Below are 16,438 nucleotides of genomic sequence, written 5' to 3' on the forward strand. Positions count from 1 at the left end.
ATGTGCGCCAGTTAAATCAAAATACAAAGCTTTGTCCCTTGGCAACAAAACCTAAGAAACCATCCTTTTTGGCATTAGGCAATTTCCCTGGATTATAATGATATAGCCACATTTTTTTCTTTAAGTGGGAAGGAAGTTTAACAAGCTCAGAATAGTGTGCATGTACCCCACTTTTAGACTCTGTGGTTTCACAGTCATGAAAAATAATATCTGATTCCTCATAAAAGGATATTAACTGTGCCGGGCAACTTTGTGTATCTGATGTAAAAAGGATACGTGATTTATTATAGTCAAATATCAAACCAAAACTTGGCATCAATTCATATTCGCTATAGTAATGGACTGTTTGTACCAATTTAAATTCTATAGATTGCCAAACAAAACCCTCATATTGCTTTACCGGTTTAACATCAAAAAAGGCACTAAGATTTGCTCTCACGTGAGGTAAAGTACTTAAACCACCGGATAAACTTTTATCCCATAATTCAGTGATGATTTTATCAGAGGCGATTAAGCAAGGTCTGAGTGAGTGATTAGGATCAAAATAAGTGATTAGAGCGAGCCATTCCAATCCGCCACAATGATCATAATGCAAGTGGCTGATATAAATATTTTTTATATCTTTATAACTTAATCCTTGATCTCGTAATGAGTATTTGATATCCGTTCCTGCATCGATTAATAAAGTATCGTTTTCTAGCTCTAAAAGCACGTTGGATTGATAGTTTTCGGGCCCTATAGCAAAGGACGATCCGGAGCCTAAAAAGGTAATTTTTAGAGTCATTGTACCCCCTGCCATCACTTACTCAAATGCCCTAGCCTTAAAACTGCCATCTTAAGGTCCTAATCCTTGCTAACTGATAAAATAGAGATGTTAATTTAAGACTATGTGATGATTATTGAATTGTCAAAACAGGCAGGAGCCATTATTAAAATGGTTACATTTTATTTCTTAAATCATTTAAGAACTGATTAATTTTCATTGCCTCATTAGTAAAGAGCCATTTAACCCCTCTATTCAACTCTCTATACAGACTGTTTTTAGAATCGACAAAACCAACGCCAAAATGTTGATTGGCATCTTGTAAAAATTTTAATACCCTATTGGTCAATAATAAATAATTACCCAGTACGCCTCCATAACCTTCCCTAATACTTAATTCACAAAATTTCTTAACATTATTATGCACTGCAACAAGCAATAAAGATTGCTTAGGAAAACGACACAATTTCTTAAAAGTAGATTCCTGCAAAGTCAACAAATGATAATCTTTACATGGCGTTAGATTTTGCAAAGCTTGTACCAATATCTTTTCATCCTCAATGGCTGTTTTTAACTCAATAAATAAATGCATGGAATTCCCATACTGACTCACTACTTCAGAAAGAGATGGGATCCTGAATTCCAAAGCGCGCAATTCGCTAAAATTCAGATCGGCTATAGTAATATCCTTATTCCATAATCGATTTAAAGTAGGGTCATGATTGACAACGAGCACCTTGTCCTTAGTGAGGTGTACATCCATTTCAATTCCCCAACATCCGGCCTCTTTTGCGATCTGAAATGCCTCCAGGGTGTTTTCTATTATCCCCCTTGCATTATTATGAGCCCCTCTATGAGCGATTACTAACGCGCTATTGATATTTTCGGATTCTGGTGTGAGCCTGGGAATTACAGCAAAATACCCATCAATTAATTTTTCTATCCATTTGAGTAACACAGCCAATTATCCCAATATTCCCATTTCAACCATTTTATGCCGGCAAAAAATAAAAGGCAAAACACGCTATTAGCACAAAATCAAAAAAATCGACTAAACTAAAAACTATGTGAGAATTACAATAAAAGAACAAATAAGCATTTATAAGACTCACGCAAAACCCCAAGGCCGAGACAAAAATATTGGAGTTTTGCGTCCTGATTTTAATTTCCTGGCTACAAATATTCACAAGGAGTGTTCTGATGGCAATCAAAATAACAAAAAGGGGAATGGACTTACTAAGAGATCCCATACTAAATAAAGGTACTGCATTTAGCCTCCAAGAAAGAGATGAGTTTGCCTTGCATGGTTTAATACCAACCACAGTGGAAACCCTTGAACAACAAGTAGTTCGCTGCCTTGACGCTTATAGTGCCAAAGAGGACCCTTTGGAGAAACACATTTACTTACGTGCCTTACAGGACCGAAATGAAGTACTTTTTTATCGTTTTATAATTGATAATCTGGTTGATATTTTGCCTATTATCTACACACCAGTTGTCGGCCAAGCCTGTGAAATGTTTTCCCATATATATCGGCAACCAAGAGGAGTATTTCTAAGTTATCCAGAGCGAGACAAGCTGGACAGCATCATACAAAACATTGCCTCGACTCGTTCAATCAAAGTAATTGTAGTCACGGATGGCGAGCGGATCTTAGGGCTGGGAGATCAAGGAGCAGGTGGATTGGGAATTCCTATAGGTAAGCTGTCTCTTTATACCAGTTGCGGTGGTATACACCCATCTAATACTTTACCTATTATTCTGGATGTAGGAACCAATAATAAGGAACGCCTGGAAGATCCGGAATATATTGGATGGAGACATACTCGGATTTCAGGCAAAGATTATGATGACTTTGTTGATCAATTTGTGCAAAGTATAAAACGTCATATGCCCCATGTACTATTACAATTCGAAGATTTTGCACAACAGCATGCCTATCCTTTATTGGAGCGATATAAAGATCAGCTGTGTACTTTTAATGATGATATTCAAGGAACGGCTTCCGTTGCTGTAGCCGCCATACTGGCGGCAACTCGTGTGACTAATATTCCATTAAAAGAGCATCGCGTTGCTTTATTAGGCGCAGGATCAGCGGGTTGTGGGATAAGTGAACAATTGGTGCATGCCATGATGAACCAGGGGCTTACTGAACAAGAAGCCAGATCACGTTTTTATTTAGTTGACAGGTATGGGCTTTTACATGATGAAATGAAAGATCTATTGCCATTTCAAAAAGGATTTATCAGGTCTTCTGCCAGCCTGCAAAATTGGAAATTAGAAAAAAAGGGAGAGATTACTTTAACAGATGTCATTAACAATGCCCAACCGACCATACTCCTTGGTGTATCTGGCCAACCTAACCAGTTCAACGAAGCAATGATTAAGACCATGATAAGCTATTGTGAGCGCCCCATCATTTTTCCTTTATCAAACCCGACTTCTCGAGCAGAAGCAATCCCTCACGATCTGTTAAATTGGACGGCAGGTAAAGCTTTAATTGCAACCGGCAGTCCCTTTGAGCCAGTTGCAATGAATGGCCGTAAAATTGAGATAGCTCAATGCAATAATTCTTACATTTTCCCGGGAGTTGGTCTTGGAGTCGTTGCAGGACAAGCCAAAAGAGTGACGGATTTGATGATGATGGCAGCAGCTGTAGCATTAAGTGAGCTAGCGCCTGCAATCAAAACTGGGGAAGGGCGCTTGCTTCCCGAGTTAACTTCAATTAGAGAAGTAAGCCAACATATAGCGAGAGCGGTTATTTTACAGGGTATAAAAGAAGGTCACATAGAACCAATGAGTGATAATCAAATCGATGATTCTATAAAAAGAACGATGTGGACTCCACAATATGAACCATATGTTCTATAATAAACCGTTTTAGAAATTGCTGGAATTTGTGTTTTTAGAGAGACTAAAATTCATTAGTTTATTGCCATTGAATTGACAGCATAGGTTTGAGGGAAAATCAGATTATTGGTCCAGCCTGATCCCCTCAAGGTTTTTATGGAAGTTGATTGTTAAATTGAGCGTAAAAAACAGAAAAACAACCCTGAAGCATAACTATTTTTAATAAGTGTAATTTTTTATCGAGCCCCTTATATGTCCATAATTACTACCAATCTCAATCGGGCAATTCATGATTTACAACAGGGAAAACCAGTAGCTATACCGACTGAAACGGTTTACGGATTGGCAGCACCAATAAACAATAATGCAGCCATTAGAGCTGTGTTTGAGATGAAAAACAGGCCTTTAAATCATCCTCTGATAGTTCATATTGCTTCCAATTGGGATCTGCATGATCTCGTGGAAGAGGTGCCTGAGTATGCACGTCAGTTAGTTGGCAAATTTTGGCCTGGACCATTAACCCTGGTATTCCATTGTAAAAAAGATCAAATCAATCCACTCATTACCGGTGGTCAATCGACCATAGCAATAAGGTGCCCGGATCATCCCTTAACACAAAAATTGTTACAAAAGTTAAATATTCCTGTGGTGGCACCCTCTGCCAATCCTTTTGGAAAAATTAGCCCTACAACCGCTTTGCACGTTAAACAATCATTTAATGATGCCGAGTTAACCATCCTGGACGGTGGTCGTTGTCGCGTGGGAATTGAATCAACTATTGTAGATGCTACCAATCCTGATTCCTATCAAATTTTACGCCATGGGATAATAGATGAAAAAACGATTGCTGAAACGATTGCCATAGGATGCTCGACTCATAAAAACGACATTCGTGTCCCTGGTAAATTAGATAGCCATTATCAACCACAAAAAACTTTATATTATTTTGATCAATATGAAACCCTTTCCCAATTTTGTCAAAAACGCAAGGGGACTGTTTATGTCATAGCAAATAGACAACCCCCTGGTGTCGAGACTAATCTCTTTCATCCACTGGGGATACATCCTGAAAAATCTGCCTATGACTTGTATTATCAACTAAGATTAGCTGATACATCCGATGCCATTTGTATAGCTATCGAGCTACCACCCGATACGAGTGAATGGAGAGGAGTACGAGAAAGAATATTAAAAGCTGGCTTTCCCTATTCACACCAATAAATCTCAAATAACTTCTACTTTTTTGATTTCACGCAAGAGGTGTATTGACAGAACACTATAATTTGCGTACCTTAACGCCCTATGCCGAGGTGGTGGAATTGGTAGACACGCTAGCTTCAGGTGCTAGTGGGGGCAACCCCGTGGAGGTTCGAGTCCTCTTCTCGGTACCATCAATCAAGTAATGATTCCCATTGGTTTACCCAATTGAATCTTACTACCGGCAGATAATTCTTTATCCCATTGTATTTTCTCACCGTTTGCAAACAATAAAACAACTGTAGAGCCCAATTTAAAATAACCCATTTCACTTCCCTGAGATATAATCTTTAGTGGAAGATGCTCACTATAATCAAAACGTTCCATTTTTTTTGATCTTTTGATATCACCATACCAACTGGTTCCAATTGCACCTACAATAGTAGCCCCAACCATCACCATCACCATTGGGCCAATTTTAGTTTTAAAAAAAATGGCAAGCCTTTCATTGCGGGCGAACAATTTAGGAACAACACGGGTAGTTGCTGGCTGAACGGAAAACAAGGCACCGGGAATATAAGTCATTGAAACGAGCTCTGCATCTATTGGCATATGTACCCTGTGGTAATCTTTCGGCGACAAGTATAGAGTTGCAAATTGTCCCTGCACAAATTGCTCGGCCAATTGCTCATCACAAGCTAAAAGTTCTTGCACAGAATAATATTTACCTTTAGCCTGCAATAATTGTCCCCGCTCAATCTTACCTATTTCGCTGATACAACCATCAACTGGACAAATGACATCTGACTGAGAGAGAGGACGGCATTCCGGTTTTAAATGACGAATAAAAAAATCATTAAAGCAGTCATAGGACTTGGGATCCTCAATAAGTGCCTCACTCATATCTACATCAAACTTATGAATAAAGCTTCGAATTAAGAAATTCTTGAAACGAGGACTCTTAACGTTAGCAAAATATCCTGCTAAAGCAGTAATACCGTGTTTCGGAATAAGGTATTGGGGTAAGGTCTTCAGTACATCATGAAACATACTTTTTACTCAAAACTAAAAAAAGAGAATAATAACCCAAAGCTTATTGTATTGTCACAATAAGACGAGTCAATCTATACCAGATAAAATTTAAATCACCAAGTTCGTGACGTTCGAATTCAAAGTGGTTTCTTGCCTATGGGATATCGGCTCTGCATAATTTTTGACCTCTTTAAAATAATCAGCTCTATGCTCTTTGGCATTATAACAATTTAATAGCCTGAATCCCGGTATCTTTAATTTTTCTTTGTCTTTATTTATATCTTTTTGTATAGCCGCAATGATTTTATCGAATAAAATATCATTCAAAGAGGAAGAATCTTTCCCATTTAAAAAAGTCATAGCAATACTTTTTGCTTGTGAGAATCTTGTACAATAACCTTCTACCTCTGATCTTCTTGAAGTGGACCACCATAATTTGCCTTCATATTCTTTTAATGCAGACTCCAGCAATCCTTTAAACTTGGTTGAAGGGAGTGCGTCAAGCCACTCATACATCGTTTTGTAAAATAGAGACTTTCCCTCAACATTGTATAAATGAATAAAACGCCTGTCATGTTTAGCAAAATCTACAGCCGCTTTGGTAAAAATCTCTATATCCTTATCAAAATTACCTTCTTTGACTGCATTACGAATACTCAACAAAGGATAGGTTTGTAACATATAAGGTGTGAGATGTTGAATAAGTAAAGTATTTAAAGCACCTGTATCCCCTTCCCCGGCACTTAAAATATAAGCCAACCTGTTTTCACCACTTTCACTTGCGCTGGCTTGTAAATACTCTTTGACTGGTTGTGCCCTGTGCCGCTTTGATAACAGTTCTATAGTTGGGGCATAATACTTATCAATTATTTCAGAGATATGATGAGTCAAATCTTCAGGTCTTAAGTTCTTTGCCCAAAGGAACAAAGAGTCATTAAACTGCCTGATGACGTCTTCATGCGTATGCGGCAATATTTCTTTGGGAGTCGTAGCGACAGTAGCTTCCTTCATCTGTTCATCTGTTGTAGTTAAATGCAATTGGAAATTGGCCCGCTCCGTGTATTGTTTTAAACCAACTGCTATTCGATTAAACTCACCAGCAAGAGTGCTTGTATGAGCTAAACTTTGACGAATTTTCAGATTATAGCCCGTATACAATTGTACTAATTGTTCAGAGAATTCAAGATTGTCTTCCTCGGTTAAATCCTTTCTTTCTTTCTGATAATAAGCCTTGGCTACTGCATGAAATTGAGTTGTAAATTCAACAAGCAATATTAACGCTGTTCTTAGTTTGCTGTCTCTATCTACACTAATTAAGGGAGTAATTTTATCGAGTGATAATTCAGGCATGGTGCCAAATAATTCCCAAGCATTGGTTAAGGTATCATCGGTTGGCTTTTTGCCTTCTACTTCATTCAGAACAACGTGAAACGTAGAAACTTGCTGTAATAGTTTATTAGTCAGACTATAAGAGTCATGCAACAGATCTCTGAAAGTGGGTGCATAGGCGTCTCGCCACACTTGATGGTATCTTCTTCGCAACTCGTCCTCATCAAATTTGATGCTGCTGTCGTCCTTGCTAAAGATAGTGACATTCTGAGTTTTTGCCCATTCGACAATATCTTTATAAATTGATGGTTTGTGGTAGAGCACCGAGCAAGTGGAAGACAAAGGAACTCCATAGCCATTATTTTCACACCCCATATAAAAAACAACTACGCGATATAAATTATCATAATGCATTTGATATAAATTCATTATGAAATCAACGAATGGTTTTATATTAGTGTGTTCATTGCATAAATGCGGAAATGCTTTCTCATACTGACTTCGCAGAGCGACATCCGTTTCATCCAGAGAAGTATAGTTTAACGTCATTTCGCCAAAAAGTTCTGTCAAACGTTTTCTGATCATCTCCGGTTGAAAGGTCAATAATATTTTCAACGCGGCAGCAAATTTTTGTTCCTGTGCCACCGATTCATGAGCGAGTTGCTCAAATTGACCAGGATCCGGGTACGTCTTTTCAAGAATTAAATTAACCAGCTTATCTTGAACAGGCAAAACCGTTGGCAAAGTTTCCTGTCCCGGGTGTTTATATGTTGGCCAATGGAAGGGTTTTGAGTCTCTGACATTAGGAAACCCTTCCCAATCGCGCACAGTCAAATTAACCCTTGTTTTAGGTATGCCGATGCCTGGCCTGGGCTCTTTCATGAAGATGGTGAACCAATAAAAAAACATATCAAAGTCAATGTCTCCGGCCAAGCTCATATTATGTGGATGACCGTCATCATCATCAAGAAACCACCTTCCCAGAAGGATTTCCATGAAATTTTTTTCAATTAAGGTTCTTGTGCTGGGAATCACCTGCTCTTTGGCGGAAGATTCTTGAGGCACAGATTCTTTATGGAAATTAAACCCTTTAAATCCTTCAACACTGATAGATAAAGTACCTACCAGCCTATCTTCATCGTCAAATACAAGACGTTCTTCTGCCGATCTTTTTCCCTGAAAAATTCTTTTAAATAAAGAGACTGCGACACTTATTTTCGCCAAAAGTTCTGGATAATGATTTTTAGGGTCCAGTTTTTTATAAAAAGCATTTTTAATAACGCCATTTTCAATAAAACTGACCTTGTATGTTTGATGAGAGCTATCCGAAACTGCGGTCCCTGCCGTTAGGAATTGCAGCTGGCTCTCTTTCAGTGCTTTTTTGGGCAAACCCATATATCAAATCCTTTAAATCAGATCAATCCTTCCTATGCCCCATATTAATCAGAAATAGTCAAGAAGTTCAAGTATAATTTTCATACAAAATAACTCTTGACTAGAAACAGACTACACATCTAGCACACATAATGCGTTATAAATGAAAATTTACTTGATTATTGGGCATGATGACAAGCTACAAACCATCGTTTTAATTAAACACTCAGAGTTGTCTTTTATTACCCAAAACCATCAGGATTTGTTGAGAGATGCCCTGGAATCAGGGCGAAATTGCAATTAACTCCGGAGAGTCAATAGTAGTTAATACCTCTTTATTTAAGGCTCTTATGACTTCTCCAGACGGACTTTGGTTAAAAAACCAATAATTGCCAGTAGCACTTTCCTTTAAATCATTAGCAAAACCCAACGTCAGTGCTGTAATGATAATATTAGCTATAACGACTAAAACTTTATGTATGATTGACTTTATTTCAGGGTCAACAATACTTAATATTTCCTTTTCCGCACTTTTCATCTTAATGTGCAGGTCGACACCTGATTTTGTTATACCATCATAAGCAATGCTGTAAAGTGTTTGTCTGTATTTTTCATCAGCACGCTGCCAATTACCAACTTTATCTTTATCAATAGATGATTTTCGTAATCGTTCATGTATGTCCTTACATTTTTCCTCTACTCTCATAATGACATACCTAAAACGGCTGGAGTTGATATTGTTTTCTTCGCCTGTGAATGCAATGATCTCTTTCTTAAACCCAAGATCTTGCATCTGCTGAACACAAATAAATCGTTCACGCAACCTCCTTGCCAAAGCCAGTAAATTGGTGTCTTTAATTTGTAAAAGTGCCTTTCCCTGGGTAACAACTCCTTTTTGAGCTCCTATATATAAAAGGTCAATTAAAGCTTTTCTATGAGAGAGCGACTCGATTTTAGCGAGCCCTGGCAAAAACAAGCGAAGCAATTGTCCAGTTTTACTATTTTTTAGTGTCAACCGATAAGCATAATCATTGGCAACCCCAGCTTCTTTCAAAACTTTAAAGGATTTCCCTAATGCATCCAGGTCATCTAAATTCAATTGGGATAAATCGGATTTACGCAAATTATAGGCTTTAAATTGTTCGGAGTAATGATATAAAATGGATTCCTGTTGATGCTTTTTGGGATCCAAGGCCAGTTTTTTTAGCTGTTTTATAGAAATGGTTTTGGTTTTATCTAATGCAATCAATGTTTCAGCCAGCATTGGGTAATGGCTGGTAGCATGAACAATGTCTTGTATTTCTTTAATCGATAAACTCCCCTTGACCCAAAATATAAGACATAGTTTTCTACAATGATCATTTGTTAAAGTATTAATGAATTTTAGTTGCTCTCTCTTTTCCCGAAGAGCTAATAACTCAGGAATATCTTGAGTTAAACCAAAATCAACAAGAACATGAAGTGAACGATAATACGCTTCATCAAATAAGAGCTCTTTAACCTCACTTAAAGTGAAATTTTTCTGAATTAGAAAAGGAATTAATTTGATTTGGGTATCATCCCACATCAATGCACTTAATTGCTTTATTAACTCATGATCTTGCAATAAATAACGATTTTCTTCCAAAGTATTTTCTTCATAAAATACAATAATCATTTGCAAAATACTTTTATACAGATTTTCCTCAGAGATAAAAGGAACCGCTTCAAGCTCCTTCTTTAATCTGCTTTCTTCCGACAATAAATCTTTTTCCATTGCGGGAGTCAAACGAAGTTTGTATTGTTTTACCAACTCCTGGGCTGTAATACTCATTGGAAGTTAACCTCTTGTTCATTTACTAATTAATCCTATTTAAGTTGAGCTAGGGCAATAGGATTATTTTTTGGATCAAGCTCTGGTTATTTTGAGCGATACTCAAATATTATCAAAACTACAAAATGTAAATATTATAACCAATTTTGCAGCAATTGGGGATTTTTTTTTAAAATAAATTGAGTTTTATTCGATTTCTGTTTTTGATGAATAACCTAAGCAACGTTGAGAAACCTTGACTCAGGCATAGCTGATTATTTGGCAACCTACTCTCTAAGAGCTTCAACCCAGGTCTTTGTTGAACTGAGCCTCGCCCTTAGAGTACAGCAGCAAGCCTTGAAATCCTGGAAAAATTATTTTGTCTAGTCAGAGTTCTTGCATAGAAAGACAAGAATCTTCCTTAGCAATTCTCGCTATTTTAAATAACCTTAACTATTGAACTGAAGCAACGTTAAAACTAGCTTTTATGCATTGGACAAGCAACCCCCACCTCAGCAAATGCCTCGATAACAGGTGTTTTATCCCAACGCCTGTCAATGGAGGCTTGAATGACACCACATGCAGCAAAATCATAGTATGCAATAGGAGACCAATAATTCATATTGGCATCCACCATCACCTGAAATGCTTTTTGTATAGACCAGCCTGGTTTATGTGCTAATAGATAAAACGCTTTATTAAACACTCCACTCGTTATATGCACATCCAGCGCATCCGTGTATTCACTGGCATGTCCTATAGACATTCCATCCCTGGCCGGATCATCTAAATAACGAATAGGTTGCCCACTTTTTACAGCTTCACGACCAATAGTCCAGTCTTCACCATCCCAATACCATGGATAATCTTTACTAAGATAATCTAACAATGCCATTGCCGCCATATCAGAGAAGGATTCATTGATACCCCCAGATTGCCCTTCATACATCAACCCGGAATGTAAGGCAGTAAAGTTGTGCGATAATTCATGTCCCAATACACTCTGGGCAGGAGCTGTTAAAAATTCATCGCCATTACCGATAACAATTTGTTGATGTGCCAAAACAACACCATCAAGACTGATAGTTGGTACTGCAAAGGCGTTATCCATATCACCTAGATGTGTGTACGCTCGTATCGGCAAATCATCTCCTATTGGATGATTAACACCATAAACTTTTTGATACATGTCTAAGGTTTGTTGCGCAAAATACATCGTATCGTTAATTGGAGAGAAGGCATAATTAACAGGTCCTGTTCTGCCATCAGCATAGTTTAAAAACAAACTGGTTTCATCGCATGGATACGAAAAGGCGCTTAAATTCAGCATAGATTCTGTAAATGTGGTAATTGGAAAGAATTCATAACCTATATTATGATTTTCCAAATTCATCACTTTTATTGATTCATTTTCAACTCGACAGAAGCCATCCTTTACATTAACGTCAAATTTCCCTAAAGAGGGGAGGCCAGGCAAGGCATTACCATGTTGAAACATTCCCTGACGATAGGGAAGAGGAAAAGCATTACCACCTAATCCCTGGCCAATTCTTTCATGACGCACCTCATCCCATTGCTTCAAAATCTCACCGCTATTGGCATCTACAAGATAATTGGGCGCATTGACATGCTTTCTTTCACTATTGGAATAGTAAGACAAATGATAAGCCAAATGGGCTTTATTTCCTTTATCTATATAAATAACCTTTTTAAGGTTTTTAAACTTAACCGGATAAGTTAGTTTTCCAAGAATCTTTTGTTCTATCTCATCCGGGCTTAATTTTCCTTCAGTAGAATGAATATCCTGTTCTATTCCTGTAATATTCATACCTGTTACAGTTTGTTTGACGCCATCTTTTGAATGGAAAATGACCTGATAACCCCAAACCGGGAGCCCCTTGTAGGTTATTTGATAACGGGCATGCCTGGTCGAGTTGTTAGAGTTAGTTTGTAACTCCAGTTTATAATCACTTTGTTGACCCTTTACAGTTTGCAATAATCCTTGCTTTTTAAGGGTATGGGCTTGCTTAAATTGAGGTAATACTTTCGTTGACTCACCCCATATGATAGCTTGAGTTGCAGCGTTTACAGATGAAACTACTGTTGAAATGACAAATAATGAAACAATCCGTTTTTTCATAATATCATCCTGATTTTTTGTGGAAACTTCATCCTGCTACAAATTCGAGGAAAAAACAATCAGAAGACACAAATTATGATAAAATTTTATTTTTTTATATCTAGAATAACAATTTATATTCAATCCCTCATTTCAACCAATTCGTAGACTCTGATAATGTTTGATTAATTAAGGCTAATAATTTAGCAAGACAATAAATTAATTTTCATTATAATAAGAAAATGGACGGGGACAAATCATTGGTTTCACTATGAATTTCAATATTATTGGTGCTGGGCGTCTGGGTAAAAATTTAAGCATAGCAATGTCTGTTAATCAGATTGCCTCTTTAAATTCTATTTGTAATTCAAATTTAACAAGTGCCAGGGTGGCCTGCAATGAAATCGGATTTGGCAATGCAGTTGCTAAAATATCAGAGCTTTCTGAAGCAGATATTACGTGGATAACTTGTAGAGACGACTCCATTACAGACGTAGTATCGATATTGGATGATGTTCAAATATTAAAAAAAGGTAGCCTGGTAATCCATTGTAGCGGTGCTCTTAATTCAAGCGTACTTCTCCCTCTGAAAAAACAGGGCTGTTATATTGCAAGCCTGCATCCTTTGAAAGCATTCCGCTCCAATTCTTTAGATTCCAATGCGTTTAAACAAGTTCATTGCGTGATAGAGGGAGATTCTGAAGCGTGTCGTTGGCTTAAGCCAGCTTTTGAGAAGCTGGGAGCCAGCATTATCGCAATTCAACCTGAAATGAAAGCAATTTATCATGCTGCGGCAACGATTGCTTCTAATTATTTAGTGACCTTAGCGACATATAGTGAAGAATTACTTTTACAAGCGGGAATACAGCAACCACAATCAATAAAAATGCTATGCGATCTCATGCACAGTAATATCGTTAACTTGAGTCAAGCAGATAGCATAAAAAGTGCTTTAACTGGCCCTTTGGCAAGAGGAGACATTCAAACTATTTCTTTGCATCTCGAAGCGATAAAAAACAGTGAAATCAATAGATTATATAAAACCATGGCACTAGCCACCCTACCCTTGGTAGATTTATCATTAGATAGAAAAGAAATATTAAGAAAAATTCTTGAGAAAGAATAATGTTGCATTCAATTAACTCTAAGCTAACTCAGTGCATTATTCAGTTTAATCTAAAGTTATCGCTTAAAGGTGTTTCACGGGAAACATACTGCCTCTAACAGCCTTGTTACTCTGACTGAGTAACTTGCAGTTGAGTAACATTCTGTAACCCCCTAGGCAACCGATTTCCTCTCCGACCCCGTTCGCCTTTATAGTGAATCAAGTCTTCACCTTTGAGAGTAAAATGCCTCTTACCGGCATGGACCGTCAGCGCATCATTCGTTGTCAAAACTTGCATATCAACTATATATTCTTCTCGTGAAACAGCTTTAGCAGCAGGAATACTAATCAATTTATTACCTTTCCCACGAGATAATTCGGGCAACTCTTCAAGTGAAAAAATCAGTAAACGTCCTACATTTGTCGCACAAGCGACAAATAATTGATCTCGATTTGGTATTAGTCTTGGCGGCAATACATGACTGTTTTCACCTAGTTTGATGCATGCCTTTCCATTACGATTTTTTACATATAAATCTTCAATTTTGGCTATAAAGCCATATCCGGAATCCGTAGCTAATAACACCTTTTGATCAGGCTCTCCGCCAACAATTGCTTCAAACAATACTCCTTCAGCAGGATTTAATTTTCCAGTTAAAGGTTCACCTTGGCCTCGTGCCGATGGTAATGCATGCCCTGGCAGCGAATAAACCTTTCCTTCTCCATCAAAAAATAAAATTTGCTGATTAGTACGCGCTGATGCTTGAACTTTAAATTCATCACCGGCTTTATAGCTAAGCTCTTTACCATCCACATCATGACCCTTGGCGGCTCTAACCCATCCATTTTTAGATAAAACAACCGTAATGGGTTCGTTAGGCAAAATATCTTCTTCCTTTAATGCCTGAGAATCCTCTCTTGCAATAATGGGAGAACGACGGGAGTCACCAAATCCATCTCGATCTTTCATTATTTCTTCTTTTACCAATTCTTTTAAGAGAGAATGGCTGGCCAGTATTCTTTGTAAAGTATCACGCTCGTCAGAGAGTTCATCTAGTTCACCACGCAATTTAATCTCTTCCAACTTTGCCAAATGACGCAGTTTCATTTCAAGTATGGCTTCGGCCTGTCGTTCAGTTAAGTTAAATCGTGAAATTAATCCCTGTTTTGGATGTTCATCTTCTCTAATGATTGCAATCACTTCATCTATATTCAGATAAGCAATAAGTAGTCCTTCAAGAATATGAATACGGTCCAGTACCTTTTCCAATCTGAATTGAAGACGTCTTTTTACTGTAGCAAGCCTAAACTCTAACCATTCAGTCAAAATGGTTAATAACCCTTTAACCCTTGGCTTACCATCCAGTCCAATCATATTAAAGTTAACTCGATAGCTACGCTCCAAATCCGTGGTAGCAAATAAATGAGACATTAAACTTTCAATATCCACTCGATTAGAGCGGGGGATAATAACCAAACGGGTTGGATGCTCATGATCGGATTCATCACGTAAATCCTCAACCATAGGTAATTTTTTCTGTTGCATCTGTAGCGCGATTTGCTCCATTACCCTGGCTCCGGATACCTGATAGGGCAAAGCAGTTATAACGATGTTTTGTTTTTCTTGAGTATAAATTGCTCGCATTTTAATTGAGCCATTACCGGACTCATACATGGCTCTGATTGTTTCACGAGGGGTAATGATTTCTGCCTCGGTTGGAAAATCAGGACCTTTTATATGCTCACAAATGGCTTTAATATCCGCTTGGGGGTTATCGAGCAGATGAATACATGCATTAGCCACTTCAGTTAAATTGTGGGGAAGAATATCTGAAGCCATACCAACAGCTATACCAGTTGCTCCATTCAATAAAATGTTAGGCAGACGAGCTGGCAGTAGGGCTGGCTCTTGTAAAGTACCATCAAAATTATCTACCCAATCTACTGTACCTTGTAGCAGTTCTCCGAGTAACACCTCAGCATAAGGAGATAATCTTGCTTCTGTGTACCTCATTGCAGCAAATGATTTGGGATCATCTGGAGATCCCCAATTTCCCTGTCCATCAACAAAAGGATAACGATACGAAAAGGGTTGAGCCATTAATACCATAGCTTCATAACATGCACTATCGCCATGAGGGTGGAATTTACCAAGAACATCCCCGACTGTACGTGCTGATTTTTTATGTTTTGCTGTAGCTTTCAGTCCCAACTCGGACATAGCGTAAACAATTCTACGTTGCACTGGCTTAAGTCCATCTGCAATGTTGGGTAATGCCCTGTCCAAAATGACATACATTGAGTAATCAAGATAAGCTTTTTCTGTAAACTCGGTAAGTGGTTTTTTTTCGGTTACTTCATTCATATTGGGTATTTTCTTCATGTATTAATTGCTATCAATCATCCTAGTGAATCATATAAGACAATGCAAAACAATTTTAACAGAATATTCATGATGTTAGAATTATAATCATCATGTTATCTGTGTATAACTTTGTAACCATTTTATATCATCTTTATAGAAAACAAATAACCTATTGATTTATATAAATATTTTTCAATTGGTTTTGGTCTTGTATTTTTATATCCTGTGGATAACTATGTGAATGAATGTAGAATAAATAAGATAACTTGTTGTTAATTACCAAGAAATTTCTTATGAATGCCAGACTTATCCCCGTATTACAAATAATTTTTCAGTTATAGTCTCTTGAATTATAAATAACCAATTATCTGGTTATAGTGCTTGGCAACCATGTACACAATGTGCCTTCTGGATGCTACACAGGCCATTCTCGCATTAATTGAATTTACTAAAATAACAGTGAGAGAGGGATATCAAGGCATTAGGGCTATCGCACCATTTCCTTGATGGAC

The 16,438-nt window shown here is 37.6% G+C and carries 11 protein-coding genes and 1 tRNA gene; 5 read left to right on the plus strand and 7 right to left on the minus strand.

The window, feature by feature from the left end; translation table 11 throughout:
* Positions 1 to 16: 16 nt before the first annotated feature.
* Positions 17 to 784: an MBL fold metallo-hydrolase gene (locus EL201_RS15420; RefSeq protein WP_027223080.1), complete on the minus strand. Its 768-nt coding sequence runs from the start codon at positions 782 to 784 to the stop codon at positions 17 to 19.
* A 154-nt stretch (positions 785 to 938) separates the two neighbouring features.
* Positions 939 to 1,721, minus strand: coding sequence for a glycerophosphodiester phosphodiesterase (locus EL201_RS15425; protein ID WP_027223081.1), 783 nt, complete (start codon positions 1,719 to 1,721; stop codon positions 939 to 941).
* Positions 1,722 to 1,963: 242 nt separating this feature from the next.
* Between EL201_RS15425 and EL201_RS15430 the strand changes: the two genes are divergently transcribed.
* From EL201_RS15430 to EL201_RS15440, 3 genes are all read left to right on the plus strand, one after another.
* Positions 1,964 to 3,634 carry an NAD-dependent malic enzyme gene (locus EL201_RS15430; protein WP_027223082.1) on the plus strand — a complete coding sequence of 557 codons (1,671 nt, stop codon included), beginning with the start codon at positions 1,964 to 1,966 and terminating at the stop codon, positions 3,632 to 3,634.
* A 231-nt stretch (positions 3,635 to 3,865) separates the two neighbouring features.
* Positions 3,866 to 4,834, plus strand: a complete 969-nt coding sequence (locus EL201_RS15435; protein WP_027223083.1) for an L-threonylcarbamoyladenylate synthase — start codon at positions 3,866 to 3,868, stop codon at positions 4,832 to 4,834.
* Positions 4,835 to 4,917: 83 nt separating this feature from the next.
* Positions 4,918 to 5,004: transfer RNA gene (locus EL201_RS15440), tRNA-Leu, on the plus strand.
* A gap of 4 nt (positions 5,005 to 5,008) precedes the next feature.
* Here EL201_RS15440 and asd read toward each other — a convergent pair.
* Together asd and EL201_RS15450 are read right to left on the minus strand one after the other, a co-directional pair.
* Positions 5,009 to 5,860, minus strand: coding sequence for an archaetidylserine decarboxylase (gene asd, locus EL201_RS15445; RefSeq protein ID WP_027223084.1), 852 nt, complete (start codon positions 5,858 to 5,860; stop codon positions 5,009 to 5,011).
* A 90-nt stretch (positions 5,861 to 5,950) separates the two neighbouring features.
* On the minus strand, positions 5,951 to 8,566 hold the full coding sequence (locus EL201_RS15450) for a lpg2975 family Dot/Icm T4SS effector (protein ID WP_027223085.1): 2,616 nt from the start codon (positions 8,564 to 8,566) through the stop codon (positions 5,951 to 5,953).
* 142 nt (positions 8,567 to 8,708) lie between these two features.
* Here EL201_RS15450 and EL201_RS15735 point away from each other — a divergent pair, with 142 nt between their 5' ends.
* Positions 8,709 to 8,849: a hypothetical protein gene (locus EL201_RS15735; protein ID WP_158272790.1), complete on the plus strand. Its 141-nt coding sequence runs from the start codon at positions 8,709 to 8,711 to the stop codon at positions 8,847 to 8,849.
* Here EL201_RS15735 and EL201_RS15455 read toward each other — a convergent pair.
* Positions 8,829 to 10,358, minus strand: coding sequence for a hypothetical protein (locus tag EL201_RS15455; protein ID WP_027223086.1), 1,530 nt, complete (start codon positions 10,356 to 10,358; stop codon positions 8,829 to 8,831). The two genes, EL201_RS15735 and EL201_RS15455, sit on opposite strands and share 21 nt — an antisense overlap.
* A gap of 457 nt (positions 10,359 to 10,815) precedes the next feature.
* Positions 10,816 to 12,477, minus strand: a complete 1,662-nt coding sequence (locus EL201_RS15460; RefSeq protein WP_027223087.1) for a M4 family metallopeptidase — start codon at positions 12,475 to 12,477, stop codon at positions 10,816 to 10,818.
* 250 nt (positions 12,478 to 12,727) lie between these two features.
* Here EL201_RS15460 and EL201_RS15465 point away from each other — a divergent pair, with 250 nt between their 5' ends.
* Entirely contained in the window at positions 12,728 to 13,582 is an 855-nt protein-coding gene (locus EL201_RS15465; RefSeq protein WP_027223088.1) for a Rossmann-like and DUF2520 domain-containing protein, read from the plus strand.
* Positions 13,583 to 13,688: 106 nt separating this feature from the next.
* On the opposite strand, the gene parC is transcribed toward EL201_RS15465, so the two are convergent.
* On the minus strand, positions 13,689 to 15,944 hold the full coding sequence (gene parC / locus EL201_RS15470; RefSeq protein WP_027223089.1) for a DNA topoisomerase IV subunit A: 2,256 nt from the start codon (positions 15,942 to 15,944) through the stop codon (positions 13,689 to 13,691).
* Positions 15,945 to 16,438: the final 494 nt, after the last annotated feature.

The organism is Legionella pneumophila subsp. pascullei (genome assembly GCF_900637585.1).
GTDB lineage: Bacteria > Pseudomonadota > Gammaproteobacteria > Legionellales > Legionellaceae > Legionella > Legionella pascullei.